Genomic DNA, 21,423 nt, shown 5'->3' with positions numbered 1-21,423 from the left:
CTTTATTGTCAGGAACTCTTGCATAGCCTAGGATGGCAGTCAATATACGGAATTATGTTTCGCTATGCGGAATAAAAAACAACTCTTGGAGGATCAAACATGCCGAATGGCTCACCGCCAGCCCCGTTCCGAACGCTGGGGATCGTCGGCACTGGCGCCATGGGAAGAGGGATCGCCCAGATCGCCGCCCAGGCCGGCGTAACCGTCTATCTCCACGACCTGCGTGAAGGTGCCGTGGCCGAAGCCCAGCAATTCATTGCCGACCTGTGGTCCCGCGGCGTGGAGAAGCAGCGCCTGAGCGAGGCCGACGCCGAACGTTATCGCGCCAGCCTGAAGGAAGCCGCCTCCCTAGACGAGCTGGCGGAGTGCGAAATCGTCGTCGAAGCCATCGTCGAGAAACTCGAGGTCAAGCAGGCTCTCTTCATCGAACTCGAGGCGATCCTCGACGACCAGGCGGTACTGGCCACCAACACCTCGTCGCTGTCGGTGACCGCCATTGCTTCGGCCTGCCGCCGTCCCGAGCGGGTGATCGGTTTCCATTTCTTCAATCCGGTCCCGTTGATGAAAATCGTCGAGGTGATCCCGGGGCTGCGCACCGATGCCAAGGTGACCGAGCGGGTCGAGGCGCTGGGTCAGGCCATGGGGCACTTCACCGCCCGCGCCACCGATACGCCGGGCTTCCTGGTCAACCATGCCGGACGCGCCTTCGGCACCGAGGCGCTGCGTATCCTCGGCGAGAGCGTCACCGACCACGCCACCATCGATCGCATCCTTGTCGATCAAGGCGGCTTTCGCATGGGGCCGTTCGCCCTGCTCGACCTCACCGGGCTCGACGTTTCCCATGCGGTGATGGAATCGATCTACCACCAGTACTATGAGGAGCCGCGCTTTCGCCCCTCACCGCTGACCCGCCAGCGGCTGACGGCCGGCCTGCTCGGGCGCAAGAGCGACGAAGGCTTCTATCGCTATGTCGATGGCAAACCCCAGGTACCCGAGGAGCCGCCACTGCCCCAGGCCGAACCGCGCGCCGTCTGGGTTGGCGCCGAGGACGATGATGCCCGTCGACAGCTCACTGAGCTGGTAACCCAGGCCGGCTGGCCGCTGGACAGCGCTGATACGCCTTCGCCGGACGCGCTCTGCCTGCTCGCCCCGCTGGGCGAAGATGCTACCGCCTGCGCCTTGCGCCTGGGCCTGCCGGCGGAGCGCTGCGTGGCAGTCGACATGCTGGCCGGTCTCGCCAAGCGTCGCAGCTTGATGACCACCCCGATGACTTGCGATGAAATTCGCGCCGCCGCCATGGCGCTGTTCGGTCACGACGGCACGCCGGTCAGCGCTCTCGCCGACAGCAACGGCTTCGTGCTGCAGCGAGTGGTGGCGTGCATCGTCAACGTCGGCAGCGAGATCGCCCAGCAGGGCGTGGCCGAGCCACAGACCATCGATCGCGCCGTGGAACTGGGCTTGGGCTATCCCCGCGGCCCCCTGTCCATGGGCGACCACTACGGCAGCCGCCGGATCCTCACGATTCTCGACAACATGCTGGCCGCTTCCGGCGACCCCCGCTACCGCGCCAGCCCCTGGCTGCGCCGCCGCGCCACTCTCGGCCTGCCGCTGACAGCGGCTTGAAGCCTTCAAGGAGTTTGCCATGCAAGACGCTTATATCTACGACGGCCTGCGTCCGCCCTTCGGCCGCCACGGCGGCAGCCTGGCTGCGGTGCGCCCCGACGACCTGCTCGGCCAGGTGCTCAAGGCACTGGTCGAGCGCAACGCCTTCGCCACAGAGGCCTATGAAGAGGTATTGGCCGGCTGTACCAACCAGGCCGGTGAGGACTCGCGCAATGTGGCTCGCCAGGCCGGGCTGCTGACTGGGTTGCCGGTGGAGGTCGCGGCGCAGACGGTCAATCGCCTGTGCGGCAGCGGGCTCGCCGCGGTGATCGACGCCGCCCGCGCCACACGCCTTGGCGAGGGCGAGCTGTTTCTCGCCGGTGGCGTGGAGTCGATGTCCCGCGCCCCCTACGTGCTGGGCAAGGCCGAGTCGCCCTTCGCTCGCAACCAGCCGCTGTACGACACCGTGATCGGCTCACGTTTTCCGAATCCCTGGATTGCCCGCGAGTACGGCAGCCACAGCATGCCCGAGACTGCCGACAACGTGGCCCACGACCTCGGCATCGGCCGCGACGCCAGCGACGCCTTTGCCGCCCGCTCCCAGGCTCGCTATGCCGAGGCGCTGGCCCGGGGTTTCTATGACGACGAACTGCTCGCTGTCGAGGTGCCCCAAGGGCGCAAGCAGCCACCGCTGATGGTGAATCGCGACGAGCACCCACGTCCGGGCACCGATGCCGATAAACTGGCGCGGCTCGGCCCGCTGTTCGAGGGTGGCGTGGTCACTGCGGGCAACGCTTCGGGGCTCAACGATGGCGCCGCGGCGCTGATCGTCGGTAGCCTGGCGGCCGGCGAACGCGCTGGAATCTCCCCACGAGCGCGCATCGTCGCCAGCGCCGTGGCCGGGGTTCCGCCCCGCGTGATGGGCTTGGGGCCGGTGCCCGCCAGCCACAAGGTGCTGGAGCGTGCCGGTTTGAAACTCGAGCAGATGGATGTCATCGAAATCAACGAGGCCTTTGCCGTTCAGGTGCTGGGGTGCGTCAAGCAGTTGGGCATCGCCCCAGAGGACGAACGCCTCAATGCCAACGGCGGCGCCATCGCCATCGGCCACCCGCTCGGCGCTTCGGGCGCGCGCCTGGCCTTGACCGCGCTGCGCCAGCTCGAGGCCAGGAATGGCCGCTTCGCCCTGGTCACCATGTGCATCGGCGTTGGCCAGGGCATCGCCTGCATCATCGAGCGCCTGGACGTCTAATCGGCTCCAGGCTCCGTGCCTCAGGGCGATATGCGATACTTCGCCACACGATCTCGCGACAGGGAACTGCAAATGAACAAGCCTGCACCGCTGGAAGAGGTATCTCCGGCCAAGGATCGCAACTTCGTCACCGCCCTGGCCCGTGGCCTGGAGTTGCTGCGCGCCTTCGGTACCGGCGAGGAGTACCTGGGCAACGCGGAACTCTCCAGCCGCACCGGCATCCCACGGCCTACGGTTTCGCGCCTGACCTATACGCTGACCCAGCTAGGCTACCTGCGCCACAACACCCGCCTGGAAAAGTACCGCCTGGGTCCGGGTATCCTGGCGCTGGGCTACCGCTTCCTGGCCAACCAGGGTATTCGCGAGATTGCCCGGCCCTTCATGCAGCAGTTCGCCGAGGCGACCGACTGCAACGTCAGCCTGGGGGCAGCCGACAAGAACGACATCATGTACATCGAGAGTTGCCACGGCAGCGGCCCGCTGATCGTGCGGCTCGACGTGGGGTCCCGGCTACCGATGGCGACCACGGCGATCGGCCGCGCCTGGCTTTGCGGCCTTCCCGAAGTTCGCCGCGAGGCGGTCATCGCGGAACTCGCCAAGGCGCACGGGAAGGACTGGCCTGCACTCGAGAAGGGCATCCGGCGCAGCCAGGAGGATTACGCCCGCTATGGCTTCTGCCTTTCCGAAGGCGACTGGCAGTCCCAGATCAGCGCCGTGGCCACCCCTCTCATTCTCGAGGACGGCGCCGAGGTGATGGCCATCAACTGCGGTGGCGCGGCACACCGCCTCGGCCACTCGATCATGGTCGACAATCTCGGCCCGCGGCTCAAGGAAGTGGCAAGGCGCATACTTGCCGAATTGCAGCATGGCAATGCCCACTAGCAGTTGCAGCGGCAGGCAGCCTGCTGTCGCCTAACGGCTTATGACGATATAGTGATGGTGAGATGCCCCCAAGGGCACCATTTGCAGAGAGAGATGGACGACTCGCCATGCCCGACACCGCTTCGCGTCCCGGCATGCTGGTGCAGGATGCCCATCGTCTGAGAGCCGTTGGCGACTGGACGCTGCCGCACTATGCCAGGCTGCGGGAAGCCGTGGCCAAGATCCACGAGGCCGAATCGGTCGACCTGCAGCAGCTCGGTGAACTGGACACCTCCGGCGCCGCCCTGCTGGTCGACCTGCTTGGCCCCGAAACCGTGCGCGACATCGGTCAGTGGGCACCGAACCTGCCGACCGAACGCCAGGCGCTGCTCGAGGCAGTCGCCAATGCCACCCGCACTCCTCCGTTCGCCCCGCCGTCGCCACGTAGCAACCCGCTGGCCGCTTTGGCCGGACTTGGGCAGGTAGTCGAGCAGCTTGCGAAACAGCAGCTCAAGCTCGTTGCCTTCATCGGGCTGACGCTGAGCACGCTGCTGGCCACGCTGGTCACGCCCTGGCGTTGGCGGGTCACCTCGCTGGTGGCGCACGTCCAGCAGAGCGGACTCAATGCCATTCCCATTGTGGCTCTGCTCACCTTTCTCGTCGGCGCCGTAGTGGCCTTCCTCGGCGCCACCGTGCTGCGCGATTTCGGCGCGACCATCTATACCGTCAATCTGGTGACCTACTCCTTCCTGCGCGAGTTCGGCGTGTTGCTGGCAGCCATTCTGCTGGCCGGTCGTACCGCCAGCGCCTTCACCGCCCAGATCGGTTCCATGAAGGCCAACGAGGAGCTCGACGCACTGCGCGCCCAAGGGCTGAACCCCATCGAACTGCTGGTACTGCCCAGGGTGCTGGCGATGATGATCAGCCTGCCGATCCTGACCCTGATCGGCATGCTCAGTGGCATGCTGGGTGGGGCGCTGGTGTGTGCCTTCGCACTCGACATCACGCCTACCCAGTTCCTCACCATCCTGCAGCGCGACATCCCTCTGCGCCACTTCCTGGTAGGCATGAGCAAGGCGCCGCTGTTCGCCTTCCTCGTCGCCGTAATCGGTTGCCTGGAAGGCTTCAAGGCCAGCGCGAGCGCTCAGTCAGTAGGGGAGCACACGACCTCGAGCGTGGTTCAGTCGATCTTCATGGTGATCCTGCTCGATGCGCTGGCGGCGCTGTTCTTCATGGAGATGGGCTGGTGAACCCAACGGGCGATGCCATTGTCGAGATTCGCGGTCTGGTCAACCGTTTCGGCTCTCATGTCGTGCACGACGGCCTGGACCTGGACATCCGGCGCGGCGAGATTCTCGGCGTGGTGGGAGGCTCCGGTACCGGCAAGTCGGTGCTCCTGCGCAGCATCGTCGGCCTCAAGCAGCCCGACGGCGGCTCCGTCCGGGTCTTCGGCGAAGACTTGCAGCGTTTGCCCGCCGCTCGCCGGGCCAGCGTCGAGCGACGCTTCGGCGTGCTGTTCCAGCGCGGGGCCCTGTTCTCCTCGCTCAACCTGCAGGAAAACGTCGCTCTGCCGCTGATCGAACATGCCGGCCTGTCGCGTGCCGACGCCGAGCGCCTCGCCCGGGTCAAGCTGGCGCTTGCCGGGCTGCCGCCCGATTCAGCCCGGCTCAAACCGGAGGAGCTCTCCGGTGGGATGATCAAGCGAGCCGCGCTCGCTCGCGCCCTGGCTCTCGACCCCGAGGTGCTGTTCCTCGACGAGCCCACCGCCGGCCTCGACCCGATCGGCGCTGCCGCCTTCGACAAGCTGCTCATGACCCTGCGCGACGCCCTCGGCTTCAGCGTCTTCCTGGTCACTCACGATCTCGATACGCTGTACTCGAGCTGTGACCGGGTCGCCGTGATAGCCGACAAACGCGTCCTGGTGGCCGATTCGCTGCCCATGGTAGAAGCCACCGACGACCCCTGGATACACGACTATTTCCACGGGCCGAGGGGGCGCGCCGCCAGCCAGGCAGCACAACGCCATTCACCACCAACAAGGAGGGAACGCTGATGGAGACCCGCGCGCACCACGTCGTGATCGGTCTGTTCGTCGTACTGGCGGCCGTCGGCGGGGCGCTGTTCGCTCTCTGGCTCAACCAGAGCACGCGCGACCAGGCCTATACCCAGTACGAGGTTCTCTTCAACCATGGGGTCAGCGGCCTGTCGGAAGGCAACGCCGTAGAGTACAGCGGTGTGCGCGTCGGTGAGGTGGTCAATCTGCGCCTCGACCCCACCGATCCACGCAATGTCCTGACGCTCATTCGCGTGCAGAGCCAAGTGCCGATCCGCCAGGACACCCGTGCACGCTTGGCGCTGGCCAACATCACCGGCAGCATGTCCATACAGCTGCACGGAGGTACCCCGGATAGCCCGCTTCTGGTCACCCGTGGCACCCAGCCCCCACGTATCACCGCCGACCAGTCACCGCTGAGCGCCATGCTCAGCGACAGCGAGGAACTGCTGGGCAACGTCAATCGCGTGCTGTCGCGGCTGGAGGAAGTACTTTCGGAAGAGAACGTGCACAACGTCGAGCGGATACTGGCCAACCTGGAGCGCACCACGGCCCAGTTGGCCAATCTCGGTGACGCACCGGGACGACTGGTCGAGCACTTGAACGAAGTGTCCCGGGAGGCGGCTCGCGCGCTTGCCGAGATCCGCGGCCTGGCCGGCCGCACCGGGGACATGATGCAAGGTCATGCGGAAGGCATGCTGGTGGATGCCCGTCAGGTCACCACCAGCCTGGCGCGTACGGCACAGAGTCTGGAGTCGCTGCTGGAAAACAATCAGGGCGCCCTGGAGAGCGGGCTGCGCGGCGTGCAGGGCTTGGGGCCCGCAACGCTGGAACTGCGTAATACGCTCTCTTCACTGAACCGCCTGGTGCGTCGTCTTGAGGAAAATCCGCGCGCCTTCTTGCTGGGACGCGAACGGATCGAGGAGTTCAGCCCATGAGGCATCGTCTGCCCCTGCCTGCCGTGATGGCAATCGTCCTGTCACTGGCCGGCTGCAATCTGGTGCCGGAACGCACCCCGGTCACCCTGTATGAACTCCCGGCTCACAGTCTCGAACCCTCCCGCCATGCGGAACAGCGAATCGAAGCGACCCTGCGCCTGGCAACGCCGCGTGCCAGCGGCCTGCTCGATAGCTCACGGATCCTCGTCGTGCCGCTGCCCAACCAGCCCCGGGTCTATGAAGGCGCACGTTGGGCAGACGACATGCCGCAGATCATGCGCAACCGACTGCTCGATGCCTTCCAGGACGACGGCCGCATCACTCATCTGGTGCATGACGATGCCTCCGTGTCGACCGACCTGGAGCTGCTCAGTGACCTGCGCACCTTCCACAGCGAATATGTCGATGGCCTGCCCGTGGCAACGCTACGCCTCGACGTCAGGCTGATCGGCACCCGCTCGCAGCGAGTCCTGGCCAGCCGGCGCTTCGTCCAGCAGCAGCAGGTGGCGAGCGAAGCCATTCCCGCCGTGGTCGACGCCTTCGGTGCGGCGGCGGACAGGCTGGCACGTGAACTGGTCGACTGGACTGCAACGCAGATGGACCAGCGCTGAGCTAGCGTTGCCAAGCCAAGCGGCCTGTGGTGAATACAGATATCTCGCATGAATGTCGAGTGCTTACCAGTAACGGTAGCGGTTGGTTATCATGCTCGGCAAATGCTAGGGAACAACGACAAATGACGATGGATACGCCACGCCAGAACCTTGGTATCAGCGCCTACAGCTGGCTCAAGCACGACATCATTCGCAGCGTCTTCCAGCCCGGTGAGAAGCTGTTGATGAGCCGGCTCAAGGAGCGCTATGGCCTGGGTATCGGACCACTGCGCGAAGCCCTCTCCCAGCTCGTCGCCGAGCGGTTGGTGGTGGCCATCAGCCAGCGTGGCTACCGGGTTGCGCCCATGTCACTGGCCGAGCTCAACGATCTCTACGATGCACGAGCCCAGCTCGAAGGGCTGCTGCTCAAGCTTGCCATCGAGCGCGGCGACGACGGCTGGGAGGCCGACATCCTGGCCACGACGCATACTCTGTCCAAGGTCATGGAGGTGAACTCCCCTGACGAGCTGCTGGATGTCTGGGATGCACGGCACAAGGCCTTTCATACGGCGATCGTGAGCGGATGTCGCTCTCCTCACCTGCTGCAGGTGCGCGACAGCCTGTTCGATCAAGTCGAGCGTTATCGCCACCTGTGGCTGTGCGAGACGGTCTTTTCCGAGGCAGCGCTGGAGCGCAAGCGCCAGGAACACGCCGCCCTTGTCGAGGTCATCCTCGAACGCCAGGCGGTACGCGCCGCCGACATGATGCGTGAGCACCTGATGACGCCGGTTCCCATCATCACCGAAGTGATGACCCGCCGCGGCCTTGCTTGAAATCCGGCTTGAAAGCCCAGCTTGGAATCCTTGCCGGGGCGTCCGCTCGCCCTCACGTCACCATCCTGTCATGCGCTGTCGCCAGAATGAGTGATGACAGGCCAAGCGCCTAGGCTTATGTTGAGAGTAAACCAGAACAACCGGCCTGTTCGACGCAGGGCCAGGGGAGGACGTCATGCCACACCTGCTGCGATTTTCCCGCGATATCGAATCCCGCCTCGAGCGGCTCGCCCAGCGTACCGGCAAGAGCAAGGGCGAGTTGATCGAGAGCTGCCTTGCCGTGGGGATGCACGACCTGGAAGCCCAGTTCCTGCTCGAGGAAGCCGTCAGCTCTCCCTTGCCGAACAACCGCCCCGCCCTCGACCAACTGCTGCGCGAAAGCGGGTTGGGCGCCTGACCGTCAGGCTTCAACGTCGTCGGCTCAGCGGAATTCGTCCAGGCACCTCCTGTGTGCCGACAACGCTCGCTCGCGGGATGTCGCCACCAGTCTCACTTCGTCACCTGGCAGGCACTGCGCCAGGCGGGCGGCTGACAGCGGAGTCAGCGCCCCCAGCCGTGGGTACCCGCCAATGGTCTGGCGATCATTGATCAGTACGATGGGTTGGCCGTCCGGCGGTACCTGTACCGCGCCGAGAGGAATCCCCTCGGAAATCATGCTGCCCAGTCGGCAGTGCAGTTCGGGCCCACGCAGCCTGATGCCCATGCGATCGGCGCGCTCGTCGATGCGCCACGGCGCATTGAAGGCACGGTAAAGGCTTGCGCCGGTGAAATGACCAATCTGCGAGCCAGGCACCAGCGCCAGCCGCTGCCCCACAAGAGTGATGCCTGTGGCCGGGTCGAACGGCAGGCGACGCACCTGAGCCTGCTGCCCGCTCCATTCGAGCCGATTGCCGCTGCCCAACGCACTGCCGTCCCCCAGATGCCCACCCAGCCGCTCCCGGGGCGTTGCGCTGCGGCTGCCCAGCACTTCAGGCGCATCGAACCCGCCCGGCACGGCCAGGTAGGCACGCAGGCCCTGGCGCGGCTGACGGAACGTCAGTCGTTGGCCCGGGCCGATCCGAAAGGTGGCACCCGCAGCGAGCGGACGGTCGTCGAGGTGGGCGTCGAGATCCGCCCCGGCCAGAGCCAGGGTGGCATCCTGCTCCACTTCCAGCGTCAGGCCGCCACCGATCACGATCTCCAGTGCCGCGGCATCCAGCGCATTACCCAGCAGCCAGTTGGCCCAATGAAAAGAGACCCAGTCGGCGGCACCGCCTTGGGTCACGCCCAGGTGGCGCACGCCAAAACGGCCACCGTCCACGACCAACGCCAGGGGGCCCGCCTGAACCACACGCAGGGCGTGACGTGTGCGACTCATGGGCTAGCCTCCAGCGGCGTGGTGTCGCCGCCCTGCTGCTCGAACTCGACTTGCGTCATCGGCACGAAGCGCACTCGGTCCCCCGGCATCAGCAGTGGTTCGCCACGCCGCGCATGCTCGAACAGCGGCACGGCGGTGCGACCGAGAATATTCCAGCCGCCCGGCGACTGCAGCGGGTAGATGGCCGTCTGGCGTTCGGCGATGGCAACGCTGCCGGCAGGCACCTTGAGCCGCGGCGTACTCAAACGTGGCGTGGCGAGCGCTTCTTCCACCAGCCCCATGAAGCCATAGCCTGGGACGAAGCCAAGGGCGAAGACGTGATAATCGCGGCCACAGTGGCGTCGCACGACCTCATCGACGGTAAGCCCCACCCGTTCGGCTACACGCACCAGCTCCGGGCCGACGCTCGGGTCGTACCAGACCGGAATTTCGTGGCACTTGCCCAGCCCGGCATCCTCAGGCTCCAGCCGTTCCAGGATGCGCCCGATACGCTGTAGCGCCTCTTCATGCGCCAGGTTCAGACAATCGTAGTGCAGCATCAGCGTGGTATAGGAAGGTACCAGATCGATCAGCGACGGCCCGAAAACCTCTCGCAGAGCCCGGTCGGCGGCGAGGATCCAGGGCATGTTCGCTTCGTCGATGGTGTCGAACAGGCGCACCATGAGCACATCCATGGCGGTCAGTTCGATACGAGGCTGGATCTTCACGCCGTCTTCAGCGCCTGGAAAGCCTCGCGAATCGCCCGTACCGCAGCCACCGATTCGGGGTTGTCACCATGCACGCAGAGCGTGTCACAGGGCAGCTGTAGAAGCGTTCCGTCGGCAGCCTCGAGGGGCTCACCACGCGCCAGGCTCACCGCCTGGGCCACGATGGTCGCCTGATCGTGGTGTACCGCCCCCGGCAAACGGCGAGAAACGAGATGGCCCTTGCCATCGTAGGCCCGGTCGGCAAAGGTCTCGAACCAAATGCCGATGCCCTCCTTCTTCGCCAGTTGCCGGCTCGGCTCGGGGTCGGCCGTGGCCATCAGCATCAACGGCAGATGCGGGTCGTAGCTGAGCACCGCCCGCATCACGGCACGCAGCAGCTCTGGGTCGCGCGCCATGTCGTTGTACAGTGCACCATGCGGCTTGACATAGCTGATGCCCGTGCCCTCTGCCTGGCAGATGCCGGCCAGCGCCCCGATCTGATACAGCACCAGGTCCTCGACCTCCGCGGGGGAGCAGGCCATGGAGCGACGCCCGAACCCCATCAGGTCGGGATAGGCCGGGTGCGCCCCCACCCTCACCCCATGCTCCACCGCAAGTCGTACCGTACGGCGCATCACGTGCGGGTCGGAGGCGTGGAAACCGCAGGCGATGTTGGCGCAATCGACATGGGGCATCACCTCACTGTCGAGCCCCAGCGAGTAGTTGCCGAAGCTTTCGCCCATGTCGCAATTGAGCAGGGGAACGGCCATGACGACTCCTGTGTCAAGCGGTGTCAGCGTCTATTCTTGTAACGCATTCCACTATATGAAGCGGCCTTTTCCATTGCCAATCGTTTTTCACGATACTCAATATCGGCATTCCCTATCATATTGTTATTTAGTGGAAAAATGGTTGACCTCGTGTCGCGCGAGGATTATCAATGAAATGAAACGAGGCCATATAACGTCAACAAAAGGAGTTTCCTCATGGCGGTTAAAGATCCCTTCCATCTGGCCATACAAGTGCACGACATCGAAGAGGCACGACGCTTCTACGGAGACTTTCTCGGCTGTCCCGAAGGCCGCTCTTCGCAGAGCTGGGTAGATTTCGACCTGTTCGGACACCAGTTCGTCTGCCACCTTAATCCGGCCCTCAAGGACAACCCGGTTTCCAGCCACAAGAACCCCGTGGATGGCCATGGTGTGCCAGTGCCGCATTTCGGCGTGGTACTGGAAATGGATGCCTGGGAAGACCTGGCCCAGAAGCTTCGTGACCACGGAGTGGAATTCGTGATCGAGCCCTATATTCGCTTCAAGGGCGAAGCCGGCGAACAGGCCACCATGTTCTTCTATGACCCTTCCGGTAATGCCTTGGAGTTCAAGGCGTTCAAGAACCGCGAAGAACAGTTGTTCAAGAAGGCCTGACCGGCTCCGCCATGCTCGATTTCAAGGAACTGGAGGCCTTCGTCTGGGCAGTCAGGCTGGGCTCCTTCCGCAAGGCGGCAGAGCGCCTGCATCTGACGCAGCCTTCGATCTCGGAGCGCATCTCGCGCTTGGAGGCCACCGTCGGCGAGGTCCTGCTGGAGCGCTCGGCCAGACCCATCCAGCCCACCATGCGCGGCCGAGAGTTCTTCTTGCATGCGGAGCGTCTCCTGCAGCAGCGCGACGAGGCGCTGCGGCTCTTCGATGACGAGGAAACCTACTCCGCGCCTCTGCGCCTGGGCGCCATCGAGACCATCGCTCATAGCTGGCTGCCCGACTTCATGCGTCGCCTGACCGAGCGCTATCCACAGCTCACCATCGAGCTGAGCGTCGATTATTCGCCTGCTCTCAACCAGAGGCTGGCAGGCAACGATCTCGACATCCTGCTCGCCATGAACGGTTACCTCGACCCGGACCGCGTCGACCAGGTATCGCTCAGCCCCTACGAGATGGGCATGTTCGTCTCCCCGGACCACGTCGAGATGCTCACTGCGAGCCCGGAAAGTTGGGGAGTCGGGCTGCCGTTCATCTCCTTCGGCAAGAAGGCGCGACCCTATGAGGAGTTGATCGAGTACCTGGCACGGCAGGGTCTGGAGCAACCACGCATCCACAGCGTGAGCACCCTGATGACCATCGTGCGCATGACCATGGAGGGCCTTGGTATCGGTGCCCTGCCCGTTGCCACCGTGCTGGACGAATGGCGCAGCGGCAAGCTGTACCGCCTGGAGCTGCCATGTGCGCTGCCCGACATGCATTACGACGTCATATGGCGTCCAGCCAGCCACCCACGCTTCTGTCGCAGCGTTGGGCTGCTGGCCCAAGAGTGCGCCGAGCACTACGCAAGATCGCGCCGCGACGACATGGCGCACAGCGATTTTCCCGGCCGTTGGGTGCGGCCACAACGTCCCACGACACACCCGCTGGCAACATGAAACAACCCGTAGAAATCCAACAAGAGAGAAAACGATGAACAAGATCCTGTCCCGCTCCTTGCTGCTGGCGACTGCCTGCAGCCTTTCCGCAGCGGCCTCGGCCGCCGAGTGGACCATGGCCACACCCTATGGCGATGCCAGCTTCCACACCAAGAACGTGAAGCAGTTCGCCGCGGATGTCGCCGAGGCCACGGGAGGCGCGCTGACCATCAACGTGCACAGCGGTGGCTCGCTGGTGGCCCACGGTGAGATCAAGCCCTCGGTACGCCGCGGCACGATCGAAGCCGGCGAGGTCTTTCTCTCGACCCTTTCCAACGAGGACCCGATTTTCGAAGTCGATACCCTGCCCGGCGTGGCCGGCAGCTACGAGGAAGCCTTCGAACTGTGGCAGGCCACCAAGCCGCTCATCACCGAGCTGTTTGCCAACCAGGGGGTGATGCCGCTCTATGCGGTGGCCTGGCCGGCTCAGGGCATCTACACCGACTTCGAGCTGAACGATCCGGAGCAGTTCGAGGGGCTGCGGGTACGCGCTCCCAACATCAACACGCAGCGCTTCGTCAACAACCTTGGCGGCAGCCCCACCGAAACCGAGGAGTCGGACATTCCTACCGCCTTCAGCACCGGCCGGGTCGACGCCATGATCACCTCCAGCTCGACCGGCAATTCGATGACCGCCTGGGACTACGTCTCCCACTACACCGATGCCAACCTGTGGCTGCCGAAGAACATTGTCTTCATCAATCAGCGTGCCTTCGATCGCCTCGATGAAGCAACCCAGGAGGCACTGCTGGAAGCGGCCGCACGGGCAGAGGAGCGCGGCTGGCAGATGAGCCGTGACGACAACCAGGCCAGCACCGAGGCCCTGCAGCAGAACGGCATCACCGTCGCTGCGCCCAACGAAGGGGTAGCGGCTGCCCTGCAGGCCGCCGGCGACCGGCTGTTCTCCGATTGGCAAGGGCGTGCCGATGAACAGACCCAGCAGGTGCTCGACGAATACCAGCAGCAACGCGCTGACTGAGCGCACCTGGCAACATGGCGTGGCGGCCCGCCGCCACGCCTCCCCACGTTCGCCTCGAGGCCCTGTCATGACATTCAAGTTCAATGCGCTTTACCGCCTGGGCGCCTGGGGTGCTGCCGCCTGCATGGTGGCGATCTGTGCCCTCGTTGCCCTTCAGGTCACTTTCCGCCTGGTCGATGCTCTGCTCATGCTGATCGGCTTGCGCCGCCTCGGCCTCGGCATCACAGGCGTATCGGAGATCGCCTCTTACCTGCTGGTAGGCGCGACCTTCCTCGGGCTCGCCTATACCTTCGTCCACCATGCGCACATTCGTGTCACGCTGCTGATTTCGCGGCTGTCGTCGGTGTGGCGCGCCTGGTTCGAGGTCTTCTGCCTGCTCGTCGCGCTGGCCCTCAGCCTGCTGCTGGGCTACGGGCTGGTGGAGCTCGCCCGCGAGAGCCATGCGTTCAACGATGTCTCCTCGGGCTTCCTGTCGATTCGACTGTGGATTCCCCAGGCGGTGCTGACCGTCGGCGTGGGCCTGCTGTGCCTGGCGCTGACAGAGGCCCTGGTGACGACGCTACGGATTGCCATCCGTGAACCGAGCAGCTTTCGTGAAGCGACCTCCATCGACGACAGCGACATTCACTGAGCCGCGCCTCAACCACACGGAGTAACGTCACGTGCTGACACTCAGTCTGGCTACCATCGCCGCACTGGCTATCCTGCTCGGTAGCGGGGTGTGGATCGCCTTCGCCCTGATCGGTACCGCCTGGATCGCGCTGGCCTTCTTCAGCCCCTTTGCACCGGGGCCGATACTCGCCTCCGACTTCTGGGGCGCCAGCTACGGCTGGGACCTGACAGCCCTGCCGATGTTCATCTGGATGGGCGAGATCCTGTTCCGCTCGGGGCTCGCCGACAACATGTTCCGCGGCCTGTCACCCTGGCTCAACCGCATGCCAGGACGCCTGCTTCATACCAACATCATCGGTAGCGGCATGTTCGCAGCCGTATGCGGTTCATCCGCCGCCACCTGCGCCACCGTAGGCAAGATGACCTTGCCGGAGTTGGAGCGACGCGGCTACGACAGCAACATGGCCATCGGCACCCTGGCCAGCGCTTCCACGCTGGGCCTGCTGATTCCTCCCTCGATCGTGCTGATCGTCTACGGTGTGGTCACCGAGCAGTCGATCTCGCGACTGTTCATGGCCGGCATCGGCCCAGGCCTGATGATCCTGGCGCTGTTCATGACCTATCTGATCCTCTGGTCACTCGTTCGCGGCAACCGCCAGGGCCTCACTGGCCATGACGAATCCGACATGCCGCTGGGTCAGAAGCTGCGGCAGACCCTCGAGCTGCTGCCCATCCTGCTACTGATCGGCGGTATCATCGTGTCGATTTACGGCGGGCTGGCATCACCCACTGAAGCGGCTGCGGTAGGCGTGGTACTGTCGATGGTCATTGCCCGCTGGAACGGCAGCTTCAATGCCAGAATCTTCAGCGACTCGCTGTTCGCCGCCATTCGGACCGCCTGCATGATCGCCTTCATCATCGCCGGTGCCTCTTTCCTGACCTCGGCCATGGGCTTCACCCAGGTGCCGATGCAGCTCGCTCGCACCATCGGCGAGATGGGGCTGTCGCCGACCATGCTACTGGTGGCGCTGACATTGCTGCTGCTGGTAATGGGCTGCTTCCTCGACGGCATCTCGCTGATCCTGCTGGTGACCGCCATCATCATGCCGCTGGTCAGCGCCGCCGGCTTCGACCTCATCTGGTTCGGCATCTATCTGGTCATCGTGGTCGAGATGTCGCAGATCACGCCTCCGGTGGGCTTCAACCTGTTCGTGATCCAGGGCCTGACGGGCAAGGACATCGTGACCATTACCAAGGCCACCCTACCCTTTTTCCTGTTGATGCTGCTGGCAATCGCCTTGATGCATCTGTTCCCTGAAATCGCGCTCTACCTGCCGCAGAGCATGACTCGCTGATACGCCACCAAGGGCGCTACGCCTGAGCGCTACCGTCCCGCGCTTCCTCACGAGGATTGCGCGGGTAATAGCGCTCAGGCTGGCGCTCGACATGGGCGAAGAAGCGCGTGTCCTTGTAGGGCATCTTCATGAAGCCGGAGACACCGAGCCCCTCGATCAGGCCTACCGCCGCGAGGATGTCCTCGAGGCGGTCGCGGAATTCCGCCTCACGGGAGGGGTCGAGCAGGCGATAATAGCTATGGATCTTGAGATGCTGCGGCAGTGCCTCGAAGATAATCATCCCGGTGTGATGGATATCGTTGAGCGCTTCCAGCGAGGTGATGATCGTTTCCGGCAGGACCAGGAACTCCTCGGGGTCCGGTCCGTCCTCGAAATAGCTGTGCAGCCGGCTGCGGTCTTCCAGTTCGGGTACCGCGCTGACCTCGTAGCGCAACTGCATGCCGGGTGCGATGACGAAGGGTTGCGCCGGGCTCTCGCGGTCCAGGTGCAGGGTATCGCGGGCGTTGAACAAGCAGCTCTTGAAGATGCCCTGTCGGTAGATGGCCCGGGCCAGGTTGACCATGTTGTTCACGGCAGCGACGAAGGCCGGCCGCAGCGAGGAATCGTGCAGGTTGAGAGAGGTGTCGATGTAGACACCGTCGGCCTCCCAGCGCACTGCAAGCCCACCCACTACCGGGTACTGGCCCAGGCGGCTCACGGCGGCGAGAAAGGCCTTTTCGGTCTCGCCCATGCCTTGCATGAAGTTCTTGTAGTAGCGGTCGAGCTGGACATCGTTGACGTCATTGAGCGTCTCGCGCCCCCCTTCCTCGCGCAGGAAGGCCTTGCGCGAGCTGTAGACCACGGTATCGATCTCCCGCGAAGAGGGTCTTACCCAGGTCGGCACCAGGGGTGTCTCCGGCGCTTCGGGCAGGTCGATCATCACCACTCGCGCCAGCCGCGGCATCTCGCGAATGAAGTGATCCCCGGCGCGCAGGCGTATCCGCGGGTCGGGGTCGAGCATGCCGTCCAGCATGCGGGCGAACTCCATGGGCAGGCCCAGGGAGGTGGCAGGGATGGCGCGGTGGCCGAAGCGACATGACTGGGCCGAGGCCAGCGCGTAGAGCGTACCGGCGGTACCCTGCTCGTCGAAGCGTGGCGATGACAGCGCGCCGTTCAGTTGCTCCTCACCGATGAAGTAGACATCGCCGAGGCGCGCGTTGGTCTGCTGCAGGTTCTCCGACATCAGCTCCATGACGTTGGCCGCCACGAACTGCTGGTTGGCGTCGAGCTGGGCGAACACCGACGAGCCCCAGTCGATCAGCGCCACCGCCTCGTGGCGAGCGTCGAACACCAAGTTCGACGGCTTGATATCGCCATGCACGATGGGCCGGCCTGCCGGACCCGACTCGCGGCGCAGGCTGCGCAGGATGTCGGCGAGCTGGTCGGCGATGTGCACTACCAGGCGCGGCGGAAGCCGCCCTTCGCGCAGCGAGACCTCCTCCAGGTTGATCCCCGGTGCACGCTGCATCACCAGGATCGACTGGTTGCGCACGCGCTGGAAGGCGATCAGCCGCGGCACCCGGGGATGGTCGACCTGCTCCAGCATGAAGGCCTCCTCCTCGAGGCGGTCCTGCAGTTGCTGGGGCAGATTGACCCGGGTGAACTTGAATACGTACTCCTCGTCGTGGGCGGTGATCCCGGCGAAGACGAAGCCGTAGGCGCCCTTGCCGATCAGTTCGGTATCCCGGTAGCCCAGTTGCTCGAGCTGGGCTTGGCACAGCGCCACCCACTCCTTGAGCTTGCGCGCATCGTCATGGCTGAGCAGGTAGATCGACTGCTCTTCCGGGATGTAGAACTGCTGCAGCGGCGCCTGGGACATGAACCGGCCTCAGCCTAGGTGAAGTAGCATGGTCTCCGGCGCTTCGAGGTATCCCTTCCAGGCATTGCAGAAGCGCGCAATGGTGCCTCCATCGATCACTCGGTGATCGCCCGCCCAGGTGACGGTCATGATTGCCCGCCTCGCCACCTCACCGCGCTCGTCGAAGCGCGGTAGCCACTGGCTCTTGCCGATGGCGACGATGGCCAGCTCCGGGGCGTTGATGATCGGTGCCGCATAGGTACCGCCGAACGCCCCGATGTTGGAGATACTGATGGTGCCGCCCTTGAGGTCTTCCTGCCCCACCCGGCCTTCGCGGGCATCCGCGGTCAAGCGCTGGATCTCGCGGGCCACGTCGAGCACGCTACGCTGCTCTACGTGCTTGACGTTGGGCACGATCAGTCCCGAGCGGCTGTCCACCGCCATGCCTACGTTGACCGAAGGCAGGTAATGGATCTCGGTGACCTCGGCGTTGAGTCGCGCATTGAGGATCGGCTCCTCGCGAACCGCCAGTGCCAGGGCCTTCATGAAGAACGGCATCAGCGTCAGGCGCACCTGCTGCGCCTGGGCCACGGGCTTCAGCCGTTCACGCATGGCCAGCAGTTCGGTGACGTCGATCTCTTCGCCGTACTGGAAGTGCGGGATGGTGCTGGCCGACTCCACCATGCGCCGCGCCATTACCGCACGCACGCCGCGAATAGGCTCGACGCGTACCTCACCCTCTTCGCGTACCGTCGTGGTAACCGCGGGGCTGCGCCGGGAAACCTCGGAGCTGGCTTCAGAGGACGCCTGTGCGCGCTGCGCTTCGCCGTGCTCGCGCTGACCGCTTTCCGGCTGACCCTCGTCAAGGAAGCGCAGCACGTCCTCCTTGAGTATGCGGCCGTCCTTGCCCGAACCGGCAATCGACTCGAGTGCCACGCCGTGTTCGCGCACCAGGCGACGCACCGCGGGGCTCGCCGGGATACGCCCGTATGGCCCCCTGCCACCGCTCGCCACCGGGATGGCCGCACGCTCTTCCGCCTGGCCTTCCGTCTGGCGGGGCGGGCGAACCGAATCCGAACTGGCGGCTTGCTCGTCAACCATCTCGACGTAGGCGGGTACATAGGCGAACAGCGGCGCATGCACCTTGGCAATGTCGCCCTTGGGTACGTAGAGCTTGCTTACCGTGCCCGCCTCGGGGGCGGTTATCTCCACCAGCGCCTTGTCGGTCATCACGTCGACCAGCGGCTGGTCTTCCTCGATGTGCTCGCCCTCGGCCACTCGCCACTCCACCACCTCGCACTCAACGATACCCTCGCCGATGTCGGGCAGGATGAAGTCCTTGGCGCTGGCAGAGGCTGCCGCGGCAGGCGCTGCACTCGCGGCTCCCGGTAGAGGTGCTTCCGCCGCGGGGCTCACCACTTCATCTTCTTCCCGTGCGGCAGGCCGCGGCGGCGTATCGAGACCCACTTCTCCCGTCGCCTCGTAGGCATACAAGGGCGCGTGCACCTTGGCGATGTCGCCTTTCGCCACGTACAGCCTGGTGACACGCCCGGCTTCCGGGGCGGTGATCTCGACCAGTGCCTTGTCGGTCATCACCTCGACCACCGGCTGGTCCTCGGCGATCTCGTCGCCTTCGCTGACGCGCCACTCGACCACCTCGCACTCCACGATACCTTCGCCGATATCGGGCAGCATGAAATCGCTCATCGTTCTCTCCTGTCCTGATATCGGGCGTCAGAACGCCACGGATGACTTGATCGCTTCGAATATCTTCAGATGGTCGGGCATGTACTCTTTCTCCAGCGTCAGCGGGAAAGGAGTATCCAGCCCGGTCACCCGCTCGATGGGCGATTCCAGGTACAGGAAGCAACGCTCCTGAATGGTGGCGGCAATCTCGCCGGCAAAACCGCCGGTACGAGGTGCCTCGTGGGTAACGAGCAGCCGCCCGGTCTTGAGCACCGATTCGACCACGGTGTCCTCGTCCCAGGGCAAGATGCTGCGCAGGTCGATCACCTCACAGGAGATCCCGGCCTTCTCGGCCAGCTCCACTGCCCTGTCGATCACCTCCATCTGGGCGCCCCAGCCGAGTACCGTGATATCGCTGCCCTCTTTGGTGACCTCGGCCTCGCCGATGGGCAGTTGGTAATCCTCCTCTGGAACCTCACCCACCGAGGCGCGGTAGAGGCGCTTGGGCTCGAAGAAAATCACCGGGTCGGGATCGCGGATGGCCGATAGCAGTAGCCCCTTGGCCTGGTAGGGGTTGCGCGGCACCACGACCTTCAGCCCGGGAGTGTGCGCAAAATAGGCTTCGGGCGACTGGGAGTGATAGAGCCCGCCGGAAATACCGCCGCCGTAGGGGGTGCGGATCGTCAGGCCGCCGACGTTGAACAGGTCGCCGGAGCGGAAGCGGAACTTGGCCGTCTCGTTGACGATCTGGTCGAAAGCCGGAAAGATATAGTCGGCAAACTGGATCTCGGCCACCGGCACCGAGCCCTGGGCAGCCAGGCCGTTGGCAAAACCGATGATGCCTTGCTCCACCAGCGGCGTGTTGAAGCAGCGCTCACGGCCGTATTTCTCCTGCAGGTTGCTGGTGGCGCGGAAGACACCGCCGAATACCCCGACGTCCTCGCCGAAACAGAGCACCTTGTCGTCTTCGGCCATGGCGATATCCAGCGCGTTGTTGATCGCCTGGAGCATGTTCATCTTGGGCATCTCAGGCTCCTCCCTGCTCTTCGCCGGCCTTGTGGCCGCCGCTCGGTGCCTTGACGTCGGGGTCGAGGGAACTCGCTCCTTTCGGATAGGCGTCGGGATGCTTGCGAATATGAGTCTTGAGGGCGTCGAGCTGACGCTGCAGCGCCGGTGTCACGTCGGCATAGACATCCGTGACCAGGCTCTCCAGCGGCGGTGGCGGCCGTTTCTCGGCACGCTTCATTGTCTCGAGGACCTCGCGACGCAGGGTGTCCTGCAGCTCCTTCTCCTGCTCTTCGCTCCACCAGCCCTGCTCGATCAGCCAGCGCTGCATGCGCAGGATAGGGTCCTTCTCGCGCCAGGCCTCCTCCTCCTTGCGTGAGCGATAGCCGGAAGGATCATCGGAAGACGAGTGCGCCGCCAGCCGGTAGGTCATGGCCTCGATCAGCACAGGCTGGTTCCTTTCGACGGCGATCTTGCGCGCATCCTGGGTAGCGCGATACACCGCCAACACATCATTGCCATCGACACGAATCACGTGCATGCGATAGCCGAAAGCGCGCGGGGCGATGCCGTCGGCGGCAAACTGCTCGCTGGCCGGCGTCGAGATTGCATAGCCGTTGTTTCGACAAAAGAAGATCACCGGCACCTTGTGCACCGAAGCCATGTTGAGAGCAGCGTGGAAATCCCCCTCCGAAGCCGCGCCCTCGCCGAAGAAGGTGATGGTGCAATGTCCCTCGCCGGCCAGCTTCTGGCCGTAGGCGTAGCCGGTGGCCTGGGGAATCTGGGTCGCCAGCGGCGACGAGATGGTCATGTAGTGCAGCTTGCGCGAGCCGTAGTGGATCGGCATCTGCCTGCCCTTGCCATAGTCGAGCTCGTTGCCGAACAGCTGGTTCATGAACTCGTCGTAACTGAAGCCGCGATAGACCAGAGCGCCCTGCTCACGGTACTGGGCCATGATCATGTCGGCATCGTCCAGCGCCGCGGTGGCACCGATGACCGCTGCCTCCTCGCCGGTACACTGCATGTAGAAGGAGAGCCGGCCCTGGCGCTGCGCCGCCATCATGCGCTCGTCGAGCACGCGCGTGACGAGCATGGCGCGATAGATTTTCAGCGCTTTCTTCTCGTCGAGCTCGGGGGCTTCGGCGCCTTCGTACAGCGTGCCGTCCTGCTGCAAGAGTCGAAAGGTAGGGATGTGGAACTCATCGCCGGTCATGAAGCTCGGCGTGTGAACGTCGTGTGTTGTTGTCATCTTCCTGGTCCTTGGGTAATGGCAGGAGGAGTGCCGCCCCTCGTGAGGGCAGTGTTGACTCTAATGTAGCCGTCTGCCA

General features: G+C 64.5%; 21 protein-coding genes and 1 pseudogene. 14 read left to right on the top strand and 8 right to left on the bottom strand.

Annotated elements, in window-relative coordinates:
• Positions 1–99: 99 nt before the first annotated feature.
• The 9 genes from SPH52_RS06650 (at position 100) to SPH52_RS06610 (ending at position 8,523) form a co-directional block, all read left to right on the top strand.
• Positions 100–1,623, top strand: coding sequence for a 3-hydroxyacyl-CoA dehydrogenase (locus tag SPH52_RS06650; protein ID WP_411794218.1), 1,524 nt, complete (start codon positions 100–102; stop codon positions 1,621–1,623).
• A 19-nt stretch (positions 1,624–1,642) separates the two neighbouring features.
• Positions 1,643–2,851, top strand: a complete 1,209-nt coding sequence (locus SPH52_RS06645) for a 3-oxoadipyl-CoA thiolase (RefSeq protein ID WP_411794217.1) — start codon at positions 1,643–1,645, stop codon at positions 2,849–2,851.
• 72 nt (positions 2,852–2,923) lie between these two features.
• On the top strand, positions 2,924–3,733 hold the full coding sequence (locus SPH52_RS06640) for an IclR family transcriptional regulator (RefSeq protein ID WP_411794216.1): 810 nt from the start codon (positions 2,924–2,926) through the stop codon (positions 3,731–3,733).
• A 134-nt stretch (positions 3,734–3,867) separates the two neighbouring features.
• Entirely contained in the window at positions 3,868–4,962 is a 1,095-nt protein-coding gene (locus tag SPH52_RS06635) for an MlaE family ABC transporter permease (RefSeq protein WP_411794544.1), read from the top strand.
• Positions 4,959–5,765, top strand: coding sequence for an ABC transporter ATP-binding protein (locus SPH52_RS06630; protein WP_411794215.1), 807 nt, complete (start codon positions 4,959–4,961; stop codon positions 5,763–5,765). The genes SPH52_RS06635 and SPH52_RS06630 overlap by 4 nt, the downstream gene beginning before the upstream one ends.
• Positions 5,765–6,703 (top strand): MlaD family protein, encoded by a 939-nt coding sequence (locus SPH52_RS06625; protein WP_411794214.1) that lies wholly within the window; start codon positions 5,765–5,767, stop codon positions 6,701–6,703. Before SPH52_RS06630 ends, SPH52_RS06625 begins: the two co-directional genes overlap by 1 nt.
• Positions 6,700–7,314, top strand: coding sequence for an ABC-type transport auxiliary lipoprotein family protein (locus tag SPH52_RS06620; RefSeq protein WP_411794213.1), 615 nt, complete (start codon positions 6,700–6,702; stop codon positions 7,312–7,314). Before SPH52_RS06625 ends, SPH52_RS06620 begins: the two co-directional genes overlap by 4 nt.
• Before the next feature lie 122 nt (positions 7,315–7,436).
• A complete protein-coding gene (csiR, locus tag SPH52_RS06615; RefSeq protein WP_411794212.1) occupies positions 7,437–8,126 on the top strand; it encodes a DNA-binding transcriptional regulator CsiR in 690 nt (229 codons plus the stop codon).
• A 175-nt stretch (positions 8,127–8,301) separates the two neighbouring features.
• Positions 8,302–8,523, top strand: a complete 222-nt coding sequence (locus SPH52_RS06610; RefSeq protein ID WP_411794211.1) for a hypothetical protein — start codon at positions 8,302–8,304, stop codon at positions 8,521–8,523.
• A 24-nt stretch (positions 8,524–8,547) separates the two neighbouring features.
• On the opposite strand, the gene SPH52_RS06605 is transcribed toward SPH52_RS06610, so the two are convergent.
• The 3 genes from SPH52_RS06605 to SPH52_RS06595 are packed head-to-tail and all read right to left on the bottom strand — an operon-like array spanning position 8,548 to position 10,939.
• Positions 8,548–9,483, bottom strand: a complete 936-nt coding sequence (locus tag SPH52_RS06605; RefSeq protein WP_411794210.1) for a biotin-dependent carboxyltransferase family protein — start codon at positions 9,481–9,483, stop codon at positions 8,548–8,550.
• A complete protein-coding gene (gene pxpB, locus SPH52_RS06600; protein ID WP_411794543.1) occupies positions 9,480–10,157 on the bottom strand; it encodes a 5-oxoprolinase subunit PxpB in 678 nt (225 codons plus the stop codon). The genes SPH52_RS06605 and pxpB overlap by 4 nt, the downstream gene beginning before the upstream one ends.
• A 29-nt stretch (positions 10,158–10,186) precedes the next feature.
• Complete coding sequence (locus SPH52_RS06595; RefSeq protein ID WP_411794209.1) at positions 10,187–10,939, bottom strand: 5-oxoprolinase subunit PxpA; 753 nt, start codon at positions 10,937–10,939, stop codon at positions 10,187–10,189.
• A gap of 216 nt (positions 10,940–11,155) precedes the next feature.
• Here SPH52_RS06595 and SPH52_RS06590 point away from each other — a divergent pair, with 216 nt between their 5' ends.
• The 5 genes from SPH52_RS06590 (at position 11,156) to SPH52_RS06570 (ending at position 15,567) form a co-directional block, all read left to right on the top strand.
• Complete coding sequence (locus tag SPH52_RS06590) at positions 11,156–11,593, top strand: VOC family protein (RefSeq protein ID WP_411794208.1); 438 nt, start codon at positions 11,156–11,158, stop codon at positions 11,591–11,593.
• Between the two features lie 11 nt (positions 11,594–11,604).
• The gene (locus SPH52_RS06585) at positions 11,605–12,582 is read left to right on the top strand and encodes a LysR family transcriptional regulator (RefSeq protein ID WP_411794207.1); all 978 of its coding nucleotides are present in this window, start codon (positions 11,605–11,607) and stop codon (positions 12,580–12,582) included.
• Between the two features lie 34 nt (positions 12,583–12,616).
• Positions 12,617–13,600, top strand: a complete 984-nt coding sequence (locus SPH52_RS06580; RefSeq protein WP_411794206.1) for a TRAP transporter substrate-binding protein — start codon at positions 12,617–12,619, stop codon at positions 13,598–13,600.
• Between the two features lie 67 nt (positions 13,601–13,667).
• Positions 13,668–14,231, top strand: a complete 564-nt coding sequence (locus tag SPH52_RS06575) for a TRAP transporter small permease (RefSeq protein ID WP_411794205.1) — start codon at positions 13,668–13,670, stop codon at positions 14,229–14,231.
• Between the two features lie 31 nt (positions 14,232–14,262).
• A complete protein-coding gene (locus tag SPH52_RS06570; protein WP_411794204.1) occupies positions 14,263–15,567 on the top strand; it encodes a TRAP transporter large permease in 1,305 nt (434 codons plus the stop codon).
• 16 nt (positions 15,568–15,583) lie between these two features.
• Here SPH52_RS06570 and SPH52_RS06565 read toward each other — a convergent pair whose 3' ends face one another.
• The 5 genes and pseudogenes from SPH52_RS06565 to SPH52_RS06545 all read right to left on the bottom strand — a co-directional run bounded on the left by SPH52_RS06565 (position 15,584) and on the right by SPH52_RS06545 (position 21,344).
• On the bottom strand, positions 15,584–17,425 hold the full coding sequence (locus SPH52_RS06565) for a protein kinase domain-containing protein (RefSeq protein ID WP_411794203.1): 1,842 nt from the start codon (positions 17,423–17,425) through the stop codon (positions 15,584–15,586).
• 9 nt (positions 17,426–17,434) lie between these two features.
• Positions 17,435–18,736 (bottom strand): 2-oxo acid dehydrogenase subunit E2, encoded by a 1,302-nt coding sequence (locus SPH52_RS06560; RefSeq protein ID WP_411794542.1) that lies wholly within the window; start codon positions 18,734–18,736, stop codon positions 17,435–17,437.
• Between the two features lie 219 nt (positions 18,737–18,955).
• A pseudogene (locus tag SPH52_RS06555) lies at positions 18,956–19,099 on the bottom strand (biotin/lipoyl-containing protein); the annotation flags it as partial.
• A gap of 39 nt (positions 19,100–19,138) precedes the next feature.
• Positions 19,139–20,116: an alpha-ketoacid dehydrogenase subunit beta gene (locus SPH52_RS06550; protein ID WP_411794202.1), complete on the bottom strand. Its 978-nt coding sequence runs from the start codon at positions 20,114–20,116 to the stop codon at positions 19,139–19,141.
• A 1-nt stretch (position 20,117) separates the two neighbouring features.
• On the bottom strand, positions 20,118–21,344 hold the full coding sequence (locus SPH52_RS06545) for a thiamine pyrophosphate-dependent dehydrogenase E1 component subunit alpha (RefSeq protein WP_411794201.1): 1,227 nt from the start codon (positions 21,342–21,344) through the stop codon (positions 20,118–20,120).
• Positions 21,345–21,423: the final 79 nt, after the last annotated feature.

The organism is Halomonas sp. A29 (assembly GCF_046723295.1).
GTDB lineage: Bacteria > Pseudomonadota > Gammaproteobacteria > Pseudomonadales > Halomonadaceae > Halomonas.
The sequence above is the reverse complement of the archived record's forward strand: the minus strand, read 5'-3'. Positions and strand labels throughout refer to the sequence as shown.